Source organism: Labrys sp. HAY1-8F (assembly GCF_056754975.1).
On the sequence record NZ_JBPGWZ010000002.1, the window covers coordinates 5,270,404 to 5,284,844 of the forward strand.

At 64.2% G+C, this 14,441-nt stretch carries 12 protein-coding genes; 2 read left to right on the top strand and 10 right to left on the bottom strand.

Annotated elements, in window-relative coordinates; all coding sequences use genetic code 11:
* Positions 1 to 44 precede the first annotated feature (44 nt).
* The 3 genes from ACR9ZN_RS33490 to ACR9ZN_RS33500 all read right to left on the bottom strand — a co-directional run bounded on the left by ACR9ZN_RS33490 (position 45) and on the right by ACR9ZN_RS33500 (position 3,221).
* Positions 45 to 404, bottom strand: coding sequence for an MmcQ/YjbR family DNA-binding protein (locus tag ACR9ZN_RS33490; protein ID WP_434955904.1), 360 nt, complete (start codon positions 402 to 404; stop codon positions 45 to 47).
* Positions 401 to 2,503 (bottom strand): molybdopterin-containing oxidoreductase family protein, encoded by a 2,103-nt coding sequence (locus tag ACR9ZN_RS33495; RefSeq protein WP_481274248.1) that lies wholly within the window; start codon positions 2,501 to 2,503, stop codon positions 401 to 403. The genes ACR9ZN_RS33490 and ACR9ZN_RS33495 overlap by 4 nt, the downstream gene beginning before the upstream one ends.
* A gap of 247 nt (positions 2,504 to 2,750) precedes the next feature.
* Positions 2,751 to 3,221 carry a peroxiredoxin gene (locus ACR9ZN_RS33500; RefSeq protein WP_454813527.1) on the bottom strand — a complete coding sequence of 157 codons (471 nt, stop codon included), beginning with the start codon at positions 3,219 to 3,221 and terminating at the stop codon, positions 2,751 to 2,753.
* Between the two features lie 295 nt (positions 3,222 to 3,516).
* Between ACR9ZN_RS33500 and ACR9ZN_RS33505 the strand changes: the two genes are divergently transcribed.
* Positions 3,517 to 5,358, top strand: a complete 1,842-nt coding sequence (locus ACR9ZN_RS33505) for a hypothetical protein (protein ID WP_481274249.1) — start codon at positions 3,517 to 3,519, stop codon at positions 5,356 to 5,358.
* A 1,634-nt stretch (positions 5,359 to 6,992) separates the two neighbouring features.
* Here the strand turns inward: ACR9ZN_RS33505 and ACR9ZN_RS33510 are convergent.
* Positions 6,993 to 8,417, bottom strand: a complete 1,425-nt coding sequence (locus ACR9ZN_RS33510) for an MFS transporter (RefSeq protein WP_481274250.1) — start codon at positions 8,415 to 8,417, stop codon at positions 6,993 to 6,995.
* Between the two features lie 144 nt (positions 8,418 to 8,561).
* On the opposite strand from ACR9ZN_RS33510, the gene ACR9ZN_RS33515 reads away from it, so the two are divergent.
* Entirely contained in the window at positions 8,562 to 9,545 is a 984-nt protein-coding gene (locus tag ACR9ZN_RS33515; protein WP_481274251.1) for a LysR substrate-binding domain-containing protein, read from the top strand.
* A gap of 34 nt (positions 9,546 to 9,579) precedes the next feature.
* Here the strand turns inward: ACR9ZN_RS33515 and ACR9ZN_RS33520 are convergent, their stop codons facing one another.
* From ACR9ZN_RS33520 to ACR9ZN_RS33545, 6 genes are all read right to left on the bottom strand, one after another.
* Positions 9,580 to 10,407, bottom strand: a complete 828-nt coding sequence (locus ACR9ZN_RS33520; RefSeq protein WP_454813533.1) for a class I SAM-dependent methyltransferase — start codon at positions 10,405 to 10,407, stop codon at positions 9,580 to 9,582.
* 97 nt (positions 10,408 to 10,504) lie between these two features.
* A complete protein-coding gene (locus ACR9ZN_RS33525) occupies positions 10,505 to 10,855 on the bottom strand; it encodes a hypothetical protein (protein ID WP_434955911.1) in 351 nt (116 codons plus the stop codon).
* Between the two features lie 114 nt (positions 10,856 to 10,969).
* Positions 10,970 to 11,470 carry a DUF934 domain-containing protein gene (locus ACR9ZN_RS33530; RefSeq protein WP_481274252.1) on the bottom strand — a complete coding sequence of 167 codons (501 nt, stop codon included), beginning with the start codon at positions 11,468 to 11,470 and terminating at the stop codon, positions 10,970 to 10,972.
* A 198-nt stretch (positions 11,471 to 11,668) separates the two neighbouring features.
* On the bottom strand, positions 11,669 to 12,436 hold the full coding sequence (locus tag ACR9ZN_RS33535; protein ID WP_454813537.1) for a phosphoadenylyl-sulfate reductase: 768 nt from the start codon (positions 12,434 to 12,436) through the stop codon (positions 11,669 to 11,671).
* The gene (locus ACR9ZN_RS33540; protein WP_434955914.1) at positions 12,420 to 14,087 is read right to left on the bottom strand and encodes a nitrite/sulfite reductase; all 1,668 of its coding nucleotides are present in this window, start codon (positions 14,085 to 14,087) and stop codon (positions 12,420 to 12,422) included. The genes ACR9ZN_RS33535 and ACR9ZN_RS33540 overlap by 17 nt, the downstream gene beginning before the upstream one ends.
* A gap of 1 nt (position 14,088) precedes the next feature.
* Positions 14,089 to 14,391, bottom strand: coding sequence for a DUF2849 domain-containing protein (locus ACR9ZN_RS33545; protein WP_434955915.1), 303 nt, complete (start codon positions 14,389 to 14,391; stop codon positions 14,089 to 14,091).
* Positions 14,392 to 14,441 lie beyond the last annotated feature (50 nt).

Consider the following 14,441-nt stretch of genomic DNA (forward strand, 5'->3'; position numbering starts at 1 on the left):
GGTGACACCGTTCGTCATTACGGGAGAAGGGGGCCACGTAAAGGTTAGCCCGGCAGGCCCAACGCGGCCCGCCTCTTCTTCGAGAGGCCCCGCGAGACGATCAGATGGGACTGGCGCAGATAATCGCGCAGATCCTCGTCGCTCAGGCCGGGTTCGGCGTAATGCTGGATCCATTTCATGCCGCGCGAGGCCAGATAGGGCGCCGGGCGCAGACCCGGCTGTTCTTTCAACACCTCATAGGAGATGTCGCTGACCTTGAAGGTGTAGCGCGGTTCGCCGTCCTGCTGGCCGCCGATGGCGAAGACCTTGTCGCCGACCTTCCAGACATGGGCGCCGCCCCATTGCACCACATGGCTGGTGGCCGGGAGTGTGCCGCAGAAGGCGTTGTATTCGTCGCGGGTCATGACGCCAAAGCTGGAAGCTTGCGGATGGCGACCTTGTTGTCGTGGAAAGCGCCGCCGCCGACGGGGGCGGGCGCGTCGGCCCCGGTCAAGGTGTTGATGCCCTTGCCGTCTTCATAGGCGCTGTTCGGCCAGATCGATTCCGCCACCAGCACGCCGCGGCGCAGGCCTTCGAAGAGCTTGGCATGCAGCCGCACCTTGCCGCGCGGGCTTTCCAGCTCGACCTTGTCACCATCCTCTATGCCGTGGGCGGCGGCATCGTCGGGATGGATCAGCACATCGGGCCGTTCTTCCTTGGCGAGCGAGGTCGGAGTTTCCGTGAAGCTCGAATTGAGGAAGTTCCGGGCCGGGCTGGTGGTCAGGCGGAAGGGGAAGATGTCGTCGGCCAGTTCGATCGCCGTCCAGTAATCGGGGAAGGCGGGCATGTCGTGCACGGGCCCGAACTTGGCGGGTGCCGCATAGGGGTTCTTCGGCCAGTCGGCCTTGAGGCGGAACTTGCCGTCCGGCCAGCCAAACCCCTTCAGGAAATGGGCGTCCTCGAAAGGCTGCTGCACGTCGAGCCAGCGCTTTTCCTCCAACTCGGTCAGCGTGCCGCGCTTGGAGGCTTGAAGCGTGCGGTCGATCAGCTCGCGCGGATCCATGGCAAAGGCGGGGTGCTCGGCGCCGACGCGGGCAGCGATGGCGCTGATCACCTCGTGATTGTTGCGGCATTCGCCCGGCGGCTCGATCAGCTTGGGACCAAGCAGGATGTGCTGCTGCCCGCCGCCCTGGTAGACGTCGTCATGTTCGACGAACATGGTAGCCGGCAGGATGAGGTCGGCCATGCGGGCGGTATCCGTCATCACCTGCTCATGCACCACGGTGAAGAGGTCCTCGCGGGCAAAGCCCTGCTTCACCAGGTCCTGGTCAGGCGCGACCGCCATCGGATTGGTGTTCTGGATCAGCAGCATCTTCACCGGGCCGCCGCCGCACAATGCCTCGGCATCGCCGGTGAGGATGGGGCCGATGCGGGATTGGTCGAGCTCGCGCACCTTGGGGTCGCGCACGTCCAGCCCCTCGATCAGGGTCTTGCGCCAGCCGAACATGCCCGAATTGGAATGCAGCGCGCCGCCGCCCTCATATTGCCAGGCGCCCATCACCACGGGAATGGCACTGACCGCATGCATCGAGGCCGCACCGTTGCGCGAACGGGCAAAGCCATAGCCAAGGCGGAAGAAGGTACGGGGGCGCTCGCCGAGCAGCCTGGCCAGCGCTTCGATCTCCGCTACCGGCACGCCGGTGATATCGGAAGCCCATTGCGGCGTGCGGCTGGCCAGATGGGCTTCGAACTCGGCCGGGTGATCGGCGAATTTGGCAAGATAGGCCCGGTCGGCATAGCCGTCACGGAACAGCACATGCATGAGGGCGCAGGCCAGCGCACCGTCCGTGCCCGGCTTGAGGATGATCTTGATGTCAGCCTGCTGCATGGTGGCGTTGTCATAGACGTCGACGGCCACGATCTTGGTGCCGCGCTTCTTGCGGGCAGAGGCGGCGTGGGTCATCACATTGATCTGCGTCACCACCGCATTGGTGCCCCACAGCACGATGCAGTCCGATTGAGCCATCTCGCGCGGATCGGTGCCGGTCATGCGGCCATGGCCGGCGAGATAGCCCGACCAGGACAGAGAGGTGCAGATGGTGGAATACTGGCCCGAATAGAGCTTGGCATTGCGCAGGCGGTTGATGCCGTCGCGCATGACCAGGCCCATGGTGCCGGCATAGTAATAGGGCCAGACGCTTTCGGCTCCGAAGTCGCGTTCTGCGGCCAGCATGGCCTCGGCGGTGCGGTCGAGCGCCTCGTCCCAGCCGATGCGCGTATATTGGCCCGATCCCTTTGGCCCGGTGCGCAACAGCGGATGGAGCAGGCGATCCTTGTGATGCACGCGCTCGGCATAGCGGGCGACCTTGGCGCAGATCACGCCCTTGGTGAAGCTGTTGTCGGCGGCGCCATAGACCCGGCCCATCGTGTTGCGATCGAGCACTTCGATCTCGAGGGCGCAGGTCGAGGGGCAATCATGCGGGCAGGCGGAGGCCCTGCGGATCGGGCCGAGCGGTTTGTTCATCGGGGTCTCGTCATGTCACGACGGCATCGTAAGGCGAGGGCGCTACAAGAACCAGCCCTGCCTGCGACCATTGCGAGAATTCATCGATCCATTCACACGATGAATAGGCGGAGTGCGCCTTTGGCACCACGGCTGCGTTTGTTTTATGAAGGGGCGGAAGCCACGGAGTGCCAGCCCCTCAGCTCCATCAGGTGATGGAGTGGGGCTGACACTCCAAATCCCGCTTAAATGAAAACCAAGATTGCCATTACGCCAATGCGCGTGCTGCTTCGAGCACTTCGGCGACATGGTTGGCGACGCGCACCTTCGACCAGACGCGGGCGACGACGCCCTTGCCGTCGATCAGCAGCGTGGTGCGTTCGATGCCGAGATAGGTGCGACCATACATTTGCTTCTCACCCCACACACCGTAGGAATTGAGCATATCGAGGCTTTCGTCGGAGGCGATTGCCGTGGTCAATCCGTGCTTTGCCACGAATTTCTGCTGCTTGCGCACAGGGTCATGCGAGACGCCGAGCAGTTCCGTGCCGGCGGCGGCGAAATCCGCCTTGGCGGCTGAAAACTCCACAGCCTCACGGGTGCAGGCCTGTGTATCCGCTTTGGGATAGAAGAAGATCACCAGTTTGCGGCCTTGGAAATCCGCAAGCCGGATCGTGCCGCCATCGGCGAGGGGCAGAGAAAAGGCGGGAGCGGCCTCACCGGCCTGCAGGGGATGCATATGCCATCCTTTCGGCAAAATGGTACGTCAAGGCACAATCGTGTATGTTTCGGAGCAGGCACGGTCCAGGCCGTTTTGCATCCATGGCCCTCATCTATCGGGATGAGGAAGTCCGGTGTGTGTTTGCCCAGCGTATTCGTGAGAAAGACGATATTAAATTGTCGACTTATCTCAACAATTTGCATCTTCATCCTACTGCGTTTCCTTAACGGTGCGGCAACCTGGGTGAGGCCATGATCCCAGCGGCATGCCGTGGGGCATGAAGGATCGAGCGCAAGGGGCTGGCGAATTGTTGATGGCGAGGGACGCACACAACGCAGTGCATGAAACGACGGCTGCCGCCGATGACCCGGCGGCCCTGGAGAACGCTGCGGGCCAATTGCCATACGACCATCCCGTGGAGGCGTTGCCGGCAGATTCAGAAGCACCGCCCATGGCCTCCCCGGCCCGGCCGCGGCGCGGTAGCGGCCGGGTGCTGTTGCGAAGTGCCGTTTCCGTGGTCGTTACGGCTGCGGTGGTGGTCGGGGCTGCCATTGGTATCTTCTACTGGCGGCTGGGCAATGGTCCTCTATCGCTGCCTTTCATCACCCAGACCGTGCATCAGGCCATCGCCGCCAAATTGCCGCCGGGCTATCGCCTCAGCCTGGACGATGTGGCGATCGAACGCCGCCCGGAGGGGCTGATTGCGATGATCCGCGGCGTGACCGTCAGGGAACATGACGTCGTGATCGCCTCGGCACCGCGCGTTTATGCAGGTTTCGATCTGACGTCGCTGCTGCTTGGCGACGTCACGGCGCGCTCGATCGTGGTGGAGGGCGCCGCGGCTACCGTCAATGTCAGCATCGACGGCCGGTTCACGCTCCAGGCCGGGGTCGATACCACGGCCCCACCCGCGGGCGGGGTCCTGTCGCTTGCGGCGGTTCTCAACGGCTTCGACACGATGATCGCCTCGATCGGCTCCATCGACAGGGTCGAGTTGCGCGATGCCGCGCTGGCCGTGCACGACCAGGCGATCGGCCATGACACTGTTCATCGCGGCATCGATTTGACCGTTCGCCGGACCGCCGCTGCCGGTGGCCTGTCGGTGGCCCTGGCCGCCGCGGGCGGCTCCATCAATGCCACCACCGAAGGAGGAGACGGCGATCCGCGCTCGATCGATGTCAAGGCCAGCAATATTGGCGTCACCGAACTCGTTGCCGCGTTGGCGCCGGGTGTCGAACAGCCATCGGTCAAGGCCTCCTTCGATGTGCTGGCCCGTGCGACCATCAATCCCGACGGTTCGGTCGAGATGGCCGAGGTCAGCGTTACCAGCGCCGGGGGCAGTTGGAATGTCGAGCCGAAGGAACCGCCCTTCGTGTTCGACGGCGCTCAGATCAGCCTGAACTGGAACAAGACGGCTGGCACCGTGCAGGTTGTCCAGGCCATGGTCAGATCGGGTGAGGGCATCCTGGATTTCAAGGGCAAGGTCGTTCCGCCTTCCGACGCGACGGGGCCGGTCTGGACCTACGATCTGCAGGCGCCGGACGTGCTGCTGGCAGGCCGCCGCGAGGAACGTCCGCCGCTGAAGCTCGACCGCATCGATCTTGCCGGACGCTATGATCCCGCCACCAATCGTCTCAGCCTGGACAAGGGCGAGGTGCTGGGGCCGACCGTCGCCATTGATTTCAGCGGCGCTGTCGGCTTCGGCGGCAAGACCCCCGCGATCGACCTGACGGCGAAGGCCAAGACCCTGTCGGCCGTGGCGCTGACCCGGATATGGCCCGTCTTCTCGATACCTGAGGCCAAGATCTGGCTGGAGGATCATATCAAGGGCGGTGTCGCCGATGGAGCGACGCTCAAGCTCGCTATTCCCCAGGGAGCGCTCGCTTCGGTCGATGGCAAGACTCCCCCCTGCCGGACGAGGCGCTTTCCGGCTCGGTCCCGATGTCGAAAGGCATTGTTCAGATCGTCGATACGCTGCCGCCGATCAGCGATGCCGAGGGCAGGGTCGATTTCTCGGGCCGTCGTCTTACTGTCAGTATCGACAGCGCTTCGGTCGAGACCGGTGACACCGGTACGCTCGCCCTTGCCGACGGGACCTACAAGATCAACGATTTCGCCCAGAAGCCGCCGAGCCAGTCCGCGGTTTTCGGAGTGAAAGGTCCGGCACAGGCGGTAGCCAAGCTGATGACCATGCCGCCGTTGGCCGAGGCCGCCAAGGGCATGGATATCAAGCCGGATGAGGTCAATGGCATAGCCGATCTCAAGGTCAAGCTCGACCTGCCGCTGATCGACCATCCCCGTCCTGACGACATCAAATATGCCATCACGGGCGGCGTGCAGGAAATGCAGATCGATCACGTTGCCGGCAGCAGCTTGCAGAACGGCACGATGAAGCTCTCGCTAGAGCCGGGACTGATGCTGCTCACCGGCAAGGGCGTCTTCGATGGGCTGCCGGCCAATTTCGACTTGCGCAAGGCCGAAGGCCAGGAACCGCAGATGGCCCTCAGCGTCATCCTGGATGAGGCGACGAGAAAGCGTAAGGGCTTCGATTTCGGCGATGCGCTGACGGGGCCCGTTCAGGCCGACATTCACCCGGTCGCCGATCCGCGCGACCCGCGCTACGATGTGGACATCGATCTGGCCGCGGTGCGTATCAAGGACCTGTTGCCGGGCTGGCAGAAGCCGGCCGGCGCTCCGGGCAAGCTCAGCTTCAGTTGGGATCCCGCCGACAAGGGCGGCGGCACGCTCGACAAGCTGACGCTGGACAGCGGGCCGGTCTCGCTGCGCGGCACCGTGACGCTCGGCCCGGACAACAAGCTGCGCAAGGCGATGATGGATAGGATCAGCCTGTCGCCGGGCGATGATTTCCAGGGTGTTTTCGAGCCGCTCGGCAATGGTTGGAAGGTATTCGTGCGCGGCAACCGGCTCGATGCCCGCCCCTTGCTGTCGATGCTGCAGAAGCGCGCCAAGGGCGGCAGCGCCAGCACCAGCGTCAATGCCGACATCAGGCTGGGCCAGGTGGTCGGCTTCAACGACGAGACGCTCGCCGATCTCGGCCTGATGCTGGACAGCAAGGGCACGACGATCCGCAAGCTCGATCTCAGCAGCAGGCTGGTCAATGGCCAGCTCACCGCCTCGCTGGGCAATGAGGGGCGTGACGGCAATCTGGTCACGGTCCAGTCCACCAATGCCGGTGCCGTCATGCGTTTCCTGGATCTCTACACCCGTCTGCGCGGCGGTGCGCTTGGCGCCCGCTTCTCACCGGTGATCGACAATATGCGCGGCCGCCTGGTGATGCGCAGCTTCTCGGTGGAGAACGAGACGGCTCTGGGGCAATATCGCAGCACGTTGAAGAATGCGGGCAAACTCTCTTCCTATGCGCCCGGCAGCGGCGACTCCGCCCAGTTCACCAGGCTCGAACTCGCCTTCACCCGGACGGCCTCGCGTATCGGCATCCTGGATTCGGTCGTCTGGGGGCCGGATGTCGGCGTCAGCCTGTCGGGCGCCCTCGACTATGGCACGGATAGGGTCAACCTCACCGGCACCTTCGTGCCTGCCTATGCCCTGAACAACATCTTCTCCAAGATCCCGCTCATCGGCGGCCTGCTGAGCGGCGGCCAATATGGCGGCTTGTTCGCCATCAACTTCAAGGTATCGGGCCGGGTCAATGCGCCGGTGCTCACGGTCAACCCGCTTTCGGCGATTGCGCCCGGCTTCCTGCGCAAGATCTTCGAGTTCCAGAAGCAGACCAATTGAGAGCTGTCCCGGTACCGCTCCGGCCCTGTACCCTCAGCCGCGCCGAAGGGCCAGCTGCACCAGCAGCGTCAGGAATGCGAAGACCAGGCTGACCACCACGCCGGAGGAAAGCATGGCCACCTCCGTCGCCGGCATGATGACCGCGGTGACCACGGCAAGGCCGCAGGCGCCGCCGACCTGCAGGGAACTGTTGAGAAGACCGGCGGCGAGGCCCTGTTCCTCGTCGGCGACGCCGCTGGTTCCGGCAACCATCAAGGCCGAGATGCTGAGGGCAAAGCCGAAACCCCAGAGCAGCGACACCGGCAGCAAGAGGGTCCACAGCTCCGGCTCCGGGCCGAGGCGGAGCGCCAGCAGGTAGCAGGGCACGAAGGCGGCGAGGCCGAGGAGCAGAATGCGGGTAACCCCAAACCTGTCCATCAGCGCGCCGAGCTTGGGGCCGATCATCACCACCATCAACCCTGCGGGTAGCAGGACGAGCGCCATCTGCCAGGGCTGCCAGCCCAAAAGGTTCTGCAGATAGAGGCCGAGCAGGAACTGGAAGCCCATCGCGCCGCCATAGAGCAGGGCCGCGCTCGCATTCGCGGCCACCAGCCTGCGATTGCGGAACAGGCCGAGGCGGATCAGGGGCTCCTCGACACGGCTCTCGATGGCAGCAAAGCCGGCAAGCAGCAGGCCTGCCAGAATGAGGCCACCGATGGTCCATGGCGAAAGCCAGCCGGTTTCGGCGGCGGAGACGAGCGCGAGGACCAAGGTCAGCATGCCGCCGAGCAAGGTCAGCGCGCCGCCAAGGTCGAGCCGGATCCGCTTGGCGGTGGGCGGGTCTGCCGGCACGAAGCGCAGCGCCGCCCACAGGATCAGCAAGGCGACCGGTACCGGCAGGATGAACACGGCCCGCCAGTTCAGTGTGGCGAGCAGCCCGCCGATCAACAGGCCGGAAGAGTAGCCGGAGGCCTCGAAGACGTTGAAGATGCCGAACGCCTTGTTGCGCTGGGGGCCTTCGGGAAAGGTGGTTGTCAGCAATGACATCGCCGCCGGTGCGGTGAAGGCCGCCGCCATGCCCTTGACGAAACGCGAGGCGATCAGCAGCGAGGGATCGCTGGTGAAGGCACCGAACACCGAGACGAGGACGAATACGGCCATGGCCGAGACCAGCATGCGACGCCGGCCGAACAGATCGGCGCAGCGCCCGCCCAGGAGAAGGAAGCTGCCGAAGGCCAGGATATAAGCGCCGGCCAGCCATTGCGCGGTGGCGGCGCTCATGCCGAATTCCCGCTGGATCTGCGGTATCGCCACCACGATCATCGAGACGTCGAGGCCATCGAGCAGGATGACCCCGCTCGAGACGAGAAGGACGATCCACAGGCGGGCGGGCCAGCGAAAGGCCGTGCCTGGATCGGGCGGGGAGGGGTGGGCGAGATCGCCCGGATACGCCTCGCAAGGGGCGGTGCCGACAGACATGCAATCACTCCATATGGGGGTGCCGAGAAGTCAGGTCGCCGCCTCCCGGCCCCTTGATTGTCAAGTCGTACTGTCATGGATGATTGATGAGGCCATGAAAAACGAGTAGTTCTCGATGAAACATCAAAATTGGCTTGAAGATCGATGAAGCGCACCCTGCCGGGGACCCGGGCCCTGAAGACGTTCGAGGCGGCGGGCCGGCATCTGAATTTCACCCGCGCGGCCGAGGAGGTCGGCCTGACGCCGGCGGCGGTCAGCTATCAGGTCAAGGAGATCGAGGAACAACTCGGCCTGGTGTTGTTCGCGCGCACCAGCCGCAGAATCCAACTCACTCCGGCGGGTGTGGTTCTGTTCGAGGCGGTCGGCGAGGCACTTCACACTCTGCAGCGCGCGGTCAGCCGTGCCGGGCAACTGCAGCGCGGATCGGCGCAACTCAGCCTGTCTCTTGGCGCCCGCTTTGCCACCAATTGGTTTCTGCCGAGGCTCCCGGCCTTCCAGGCTGCCCATCCAGGCTTGAACCTGCGTTTCGACATCACCGATGAGGTCCGTGATTTCGAGGTCGACGATGTCGACCTCGCCATCCGTTTCGGCGACGGTCGATATGACGGGCTTCGTTCAGTCCGGCTGTTCGACACCATCGTCGTCGCCGTCTGTAGTCCGAAGCGGCTCGAAGCCGGCGACGGCTTCCAAAGGCCGATGGACCTCAAGCGGCAGACGCTGTGCTACCGGGAGTGGCGCCGGGGCGATCTGGTCTGGCCGAATTGGCGCATGTGGATGGCCGCTGCCGGTGTCCAGGATTTCGACGATAGTGGCTGCGTCGCCTTTGCCGATACCAGCCATGTGGTGCAGGCCGTCATCGACAGCGGCGCCATCGGCCTCGCCGATCTCGCCATGATCGCCAACGACCTTGCCGAAGGGCGGCTGATCAGACTGTTCGATGTCGGTGTCAAAATGGCTGGCGACCACACCTATCACCTCGTCTGCGCGGAAGGCCGCAGCGAGGACGCCGGGATCATGTCGTTCCGCGATTGGATGCTCGCCGAGGCTGACGATCAGCGTCAAAAGCTAAAGCGCTTTGCTGTGGAAGAAGACTGGAGCCAGCCTGCTCCCCATCCGGACCGCATCTGAAAAGTGGCTCTGCGATCGCCAGTCGCTTGGTCGGTCAGAACCTGTAGCGCAGCAGCCGTCCGACCCGGCCGAGGACGGGGATGGCCTTGAACAACCAGACGGCCAGGCGGGCAGGGCGGGACATTCGGGCGATCTGCGCGGGATCGTAACCCTGCCTGTCATAGGCGAGCAATTCCTGCATCAGCCTGAGACGCGGGATCTGGCGTTCAATGTCATGGGGATCGCCAAGGCTCCAATGCAGCTGTGCGCCGGTGGCGCGTATGGAGGGTTGCTTGCGGATCATGCGCAGGCCGAGGCTGTTATAGGCATCGAAGGCAATCTCACCGCTGCGAAAATGCCCGGACAGCCTGTCGAGCAGGGGAACGGCCTGGTCGGCCTGCAGATAGGGAAACATGCCTTCGGCAAGGATCAGCGCCGGGCGACCTTCAGGCACAATGGTCTCGAGCCAGGCAGGATCGGTGACGGAGGATCCGATCAGGCTGTAGCCATCGCGCTCGGGATAGAGCCGGCGCCGGAGCGCGATCACATCGGGATAGTCGATGTCGAACCAGTGCACGCTGGCGGGTGGGTCGATACGGAAGACCCGGGAATCCAAGCCGCAGCCCAGATGCAGCACGATCGCGTCAGGGTGGAAGGCAAGGAAGGCGCGGGCCCAGTTGTCCAGGATGTAGGCGCGCATCGCCAGCCCGATCATCATGTCGCGGTTGATGCCGAGGCGCGAGAAATCGTAATCGATCCGGTCTATCGCCGATGCTGCGAAGCGGTCCTGCAAAAGCGAGTCGGGCAGGTGGCTTTCCTGGCCCTTGGCGTAGAGGGTGATGAGAAGGGTTTCCTTCTCCTGGCTCAGAGAAACCTTTTCCATGGCCCGGCTACGCTACAGGGGAACTGACAGGGCGCCCAGCGGGCTGCCTTGTCCATTGAATGGAACCAATCGCCGCGCTTGGCGCCGACGCCACACATCAATGGCGCGAGAGGCGTCGAGCATTGGCCCGCACCCGTTGCTCGGCTGGCTTGGCGGCAGCGACGGCAACGGAGATCAAGCCGGACGCCAGATCCTGTGCATCGGCCTTGCCGAAAGCGGCGCGCAGGCCGAGCGCGGCCATCTCGCCAGTCGCTGCAACCGCGCCTTCGGCAAGAGCCTCGAACTTTTCAGTCACCATGAGGCTGGCTTCGATCAGATTGTCGGGGTGGGGCCAGAATGGCAGTGTTGCCAGGATGGGCATACGGTGACCGATGGTGACGGCGCTGGCTTGACTGGTTTCGAGAGCCGAAGACATGGCCCGAATGAACATTACCTGGAAAGAGAGCATGCAGCCTCCGATTCCCAGGCACTGTGGGCCGATATTTGGACAAGGGCAAGCTTGATGGTTGCAGGTCACCATTGCGCGAGGTGATCGGCTTGCCTCGAGCGCCTTATGCTCGGGCTATCCCAGCCGGCGCCAGGGCTTGAGCTTGTCGGCCTTGGTTTCGTCGCTGCCGGTCGGCTGATAGCGCTTGTGCGAGATCGGCACCTTGCCGGCTTCCAGCGCGGCGATCGTCGGGCCATTGCTGATGTCCAGGGCATCGAAGCCACAGCGGATCATATAGGCGATACGATCGAACAGGATGTCGCCGACGGCGCGCAACTCACCGGCAAAGCCGTAGCGCTCGCGGGCGATACGCGCCAGGGAGAAGGCCCTGCCATCGCCGAATTTGGGGAAGGCGAGGGCCAGCAGCGGCAGGTTCGGCAGGACCTCCGCCAGAAGGTCGATGTCGTCGGCCGGCTGCAGCACCACCCCGACCCGCGCGTTGCGGGAAGCGAGGCTGTCCTTTTCGGCCAGGAAGCGCTTCAGCGAGACGATCACGGCGCCGTCCGGCAAGGCGTCCTCGTCGCCGGCCAGCGTATAGATGTCTGCCTCGAAACGGCCATTCTTCCAGAGGGGCACGCGCGTCTCCTAAATCCCCACGCAAAGCGCAGGCTTCTCAACAGTATGGAAGTCGTCTCTCATACCAAACTGCATGGAGCTCGACTCGTCGAGGGCCAGTGCGAGCGGAGCTAAACAGAAGCCCCAATTATGCGCCTTTCGGCGCCTGGACTGCTTCGCTCCGCTCGCAATGACGGTCAACTACAATGTCAATTGTTATCAGATACCACTTCCGGCCTTCTCAGGCGAAACATGAATGCCGCACTCGACCTTGGACTTGCCGCGCCAGCGTCCGGCACGGGCATCCTCGCCCTCGGCGACGCGGCTGGTGCAGGGCATGCAGCCGATCGAGGGATAGCCGTCGGCAACCAGGGGGTGGGGCGGCAGATCGTGGCGTTCGAGATAGTCCGACACGTCCTTGCCAGTCCAGTCCGCCAGCGGGTTGACCTTGATGCGCCCGGCATCCGCCTCGAAGGGCAGCAGGGCACTACGGGTCGAAGCCTGGTGGCGCTTGCGGCCGGTGATCCAGGCCGAGAAAGGCTCCAGGGCGGTGTCGAGCGGGTCGACCTTGCGGATCCAGCAGCACATGTCGGGATTGCTGTAGGCCAGCAGCCGATCGGGGTCTTCCTGTTGTACCAGCGCCTGGCGAGGCGAGGCCGTGCGCAGATCGGTGAGGCCGAGCCGGCGGGCGAGTTCGTTGCGGTAGAGCAGGGTCTGGCTGAACAGCCGGCCGGTGTCGAGGAAGATCACCGGCGTGGCGCGGTCGATCTCCGCCACCATGTGGAGGAGGGCGGCCGATTCGGCGCCGAAGCTCGAGACAAGCGCAATGCCGCCCTTGTAGAGCGACAGCGCCGCACGCAGCACGGTCTGCGCATCGGCGTCGTGATATTGCGCCGCCAGCGCGATGGCCTGCGCTTCCGGATCGATGGCGGGGCTAGCCAAACCGACGGTCACGGGAGCGGTCGAAAGATCAAGCACGCTGTCCATAGAGTGCCTCCTTGAAGGGCGGCAGGCCGACACGGCGCACCGCCTCCAGGAATGTTTCCTGTGGGGAGAGACGCAGGCCAAGATAGGTGTCGACCACCTTCTCGACCGCGTCGACGATGGCCTCGCTGCCGAAGCCGGGGCCGACGAGTTCGCCGATCGAGCAGTCCTCGCGGGCCGAGCCGCCCAAGGTGATCTGATAGTTTTCCACGCCCTTGCGGTCGACGCCGAGAATGCCGATCGCCGCGACATGGTGATGGCCGCAGGCATTGATGCAGCCGGAAATCTTGATCGGCAGGCTGCCGATCTCCGCCTGGCGCTTGGCCGAACCGAAGCGCTCGGACAATCCCTGCGCGATCGGAATGGCGCGGGCATTGGCAAGCGAGCAATAGTCCAGGCCTGGGCAGGCGATGATGTCGGTGATCAGCCCTTCATTGGCGGTGGCAAGGCCCGCGCCCTGCAGCACGGCAAACAGGGCCGGCAAGTCGTCGAGCTTCACATGCGGCAGCACGAGGTTCTGCAGATGGCTGATGCGGATCTCGCCCAGCGAATAGCGATCGGCGAGATCGGCCACCAGATCCATCTGGTCGGAGGAGGCGTCGCCCGGGATGCCGCCGATCGGCTTCAACGAAATAGTGGCGATGCCATAACCCAACTGCTTGTGGGCGTGAACGTTCACCGACACCCAGTGGGCGAAGTCAGCGTCCGTGTCCCTGGCCTTGTCGAAGACCGGCGTCCCGGAGATCGTCTCGAACGGGCCGGCGACGAAATATTGCTGCATCGCCGCCACCGAATCCGGCGTCAGCTTGAGGGCGCCGTCGCGAATGCGGTCGAACTCGGCTTCGACTTCCTTGGCGATGGCGTCGAGGCCCTTTTCATGCACGAGGATCTTGATGCGCGCCTTGTACTTGTTGTCGCGGCGGCCTTCGAGATTGTACACGCGCATGATCGCCTCGGTATAGGTGAGGAGATCCGCTTCGGGCAGGAAGTCGCGCAAGGCCTTGCCGACCATGGGGGTGCGGCCCTGGCCGCCGCCGACGAAGACGCGGAAGCCGATTTCCCCGGCCTCGTTGCGCACGATCTGATAGCCGATGTCGTGGACCTTGACCGCGGCCCGGTCTTCCTCTGCGCCGGTGATGGCGACCTTGAACTTGCGCGGCAAATAGGACAGCTCGGGATGAGCCGTCGACCATTGACGCATGATTTCGGCATAGACGCGCGGATCGGCGACCTCGTCGGCGGCGGCGCCGGCGAAATGATCGGCCGTGACGTTGCGCATGCAATTGCCCGAAGTCTGGATGGCGTGCATCTCGACATCGGCAAGCGCCTGCAGGACGTCGGGCACGTCCTTGAGGGCGATCCAGTTGAACTGCAGGTTCTGGCGGGTAGTGAAGTGGCCGTAGTGACGGTCCCAGCGGCGGCCGATGGTCGCGAGGGTACGCAGCTGCTTTGAGGACAGCGTGCCGTAGGGCACGGCAATCCGCAGCATATAGGCATGCAGCTGGAGATAGACGCCGTTCATCAGCCGAAGGGACTTGAACTCCTCCTCGGTGATGTCGCCCGCGATGCGGCGCTGCACCTGGTCGCGAAACTCGGTGACGCGCGCGTTCACAAAGGCGTGGTCGAACTCGTCATAACGGTAGAGGGCACCCATTTTATTCGGCAGCCTCGGCAAGTTCGGTCTTCGGCAGGTAAGCGATGGTCGGGCCGAGCGCCCGGATGGCCTCGCGCAGTTTGGCGGGACGGGGCTTCTCGCCGCTGACGTCCAGCTCGACGGCATAGATCTCGACGACATCCTGCTCATTGGCAGCGGCGGTAACGCCGGCGAGGATCACATCGGCGGTTGCCTGATCGGGCTCGATGGCGCTGTCCGCCACATCGAGCGACCAGTTTCCGCTGGGGGTGCGGAACACCACGCGCCCATCCTTGAGGCGGTTGGCTGTGATAGCGAGCGGCATGATGAAAAACCCCTGATTGGAATTCATCCACGATATCGGTTCTCGCGCGC

Bases quoted from the DNA above. Each gene is read 5' to 3' on its own strand.
- ACR9ZN_RS33540 (WP_434955914.1), bottom strand. From the start codon at position 14,087: ATGGGTGCCCTCTACCGTTATGACGAGTTCGACCACGCCTTTGTGAAC.
- ACR9ZN_RS33515 (WP_481274251.1), top strand. From the start codon at position 8,562: ATGAAGCGCACCCTGCCGGGGACCCGGGCCCTGAAGACGTTCGAGGCG.
- ACR9ZN_RS33535 (WP_454813537.1), bottom strand. From the start codon at position 12,436: ATGGACAGCGTGCTTGATCTTTCGACCGCTCCCGTGACCGTCGGTTTG.
- ACR9ZN_RS33510 (WP_481274250.1), bottom strand. From the start codon at position 8,417: ATGTCTGTCGGCACCGCCCCTTGCGAGGCGTATCCGGGCGATCTCGCC.
- ACR9ZN_RS33520 (WP_454813533.1), bottom strand. From the start codon at position 10,407: ATGGAAAAGGTTTCTCTGAGCCAGGAGAAGGAAACCCTTCTCATCACC.
- ACR9ZN_RS33495 (WP_481274248.1), bottom strand. From the start codon at position 2,503: ATGAACAAACCGCTCGGCCCGATCCGCAGGGCCTCCGCCTGCCCGCAT.
- ACR9ZN_RS33545 (WP_434955915.1), bottom strand. From the start codon at position 14,391: ATGCCGCTCGCTATCACAGCCAACCGCCTCAAGGATGGGCGCGTGGTG.
- ACR9ZN_RS33505 (WP_481274249.1), top strand. From the start codon at position 3,517: ATGGCGAGGGACGCACACAACGCAGTGCATGAAACGACGGCTGCCGCC.
- ACR9ZN_RS33500 (WP_454813527.1), bottom strand. From the start codon at position 3,221: ATGCATCCCCTGCAGGCCGGTGAGGCCGCTCCCGCCTTTTCTCTGCCC.
- ACR9ZN_RS33490 (WP_434955904.1), bottom strand. From the start codon at position 404: ATGACCCGCGACGAATACAACGCCTTCTGCGGCACACTCCCGGCCACC.
- ACR9ZN_RS33525 (WP_434955911.1), bottom strand. From the start codon at position 10,855: ATGCTCTCTTTCCAGGTAATGTTCATTCGGGCCATGTCTTCGGCTCTC.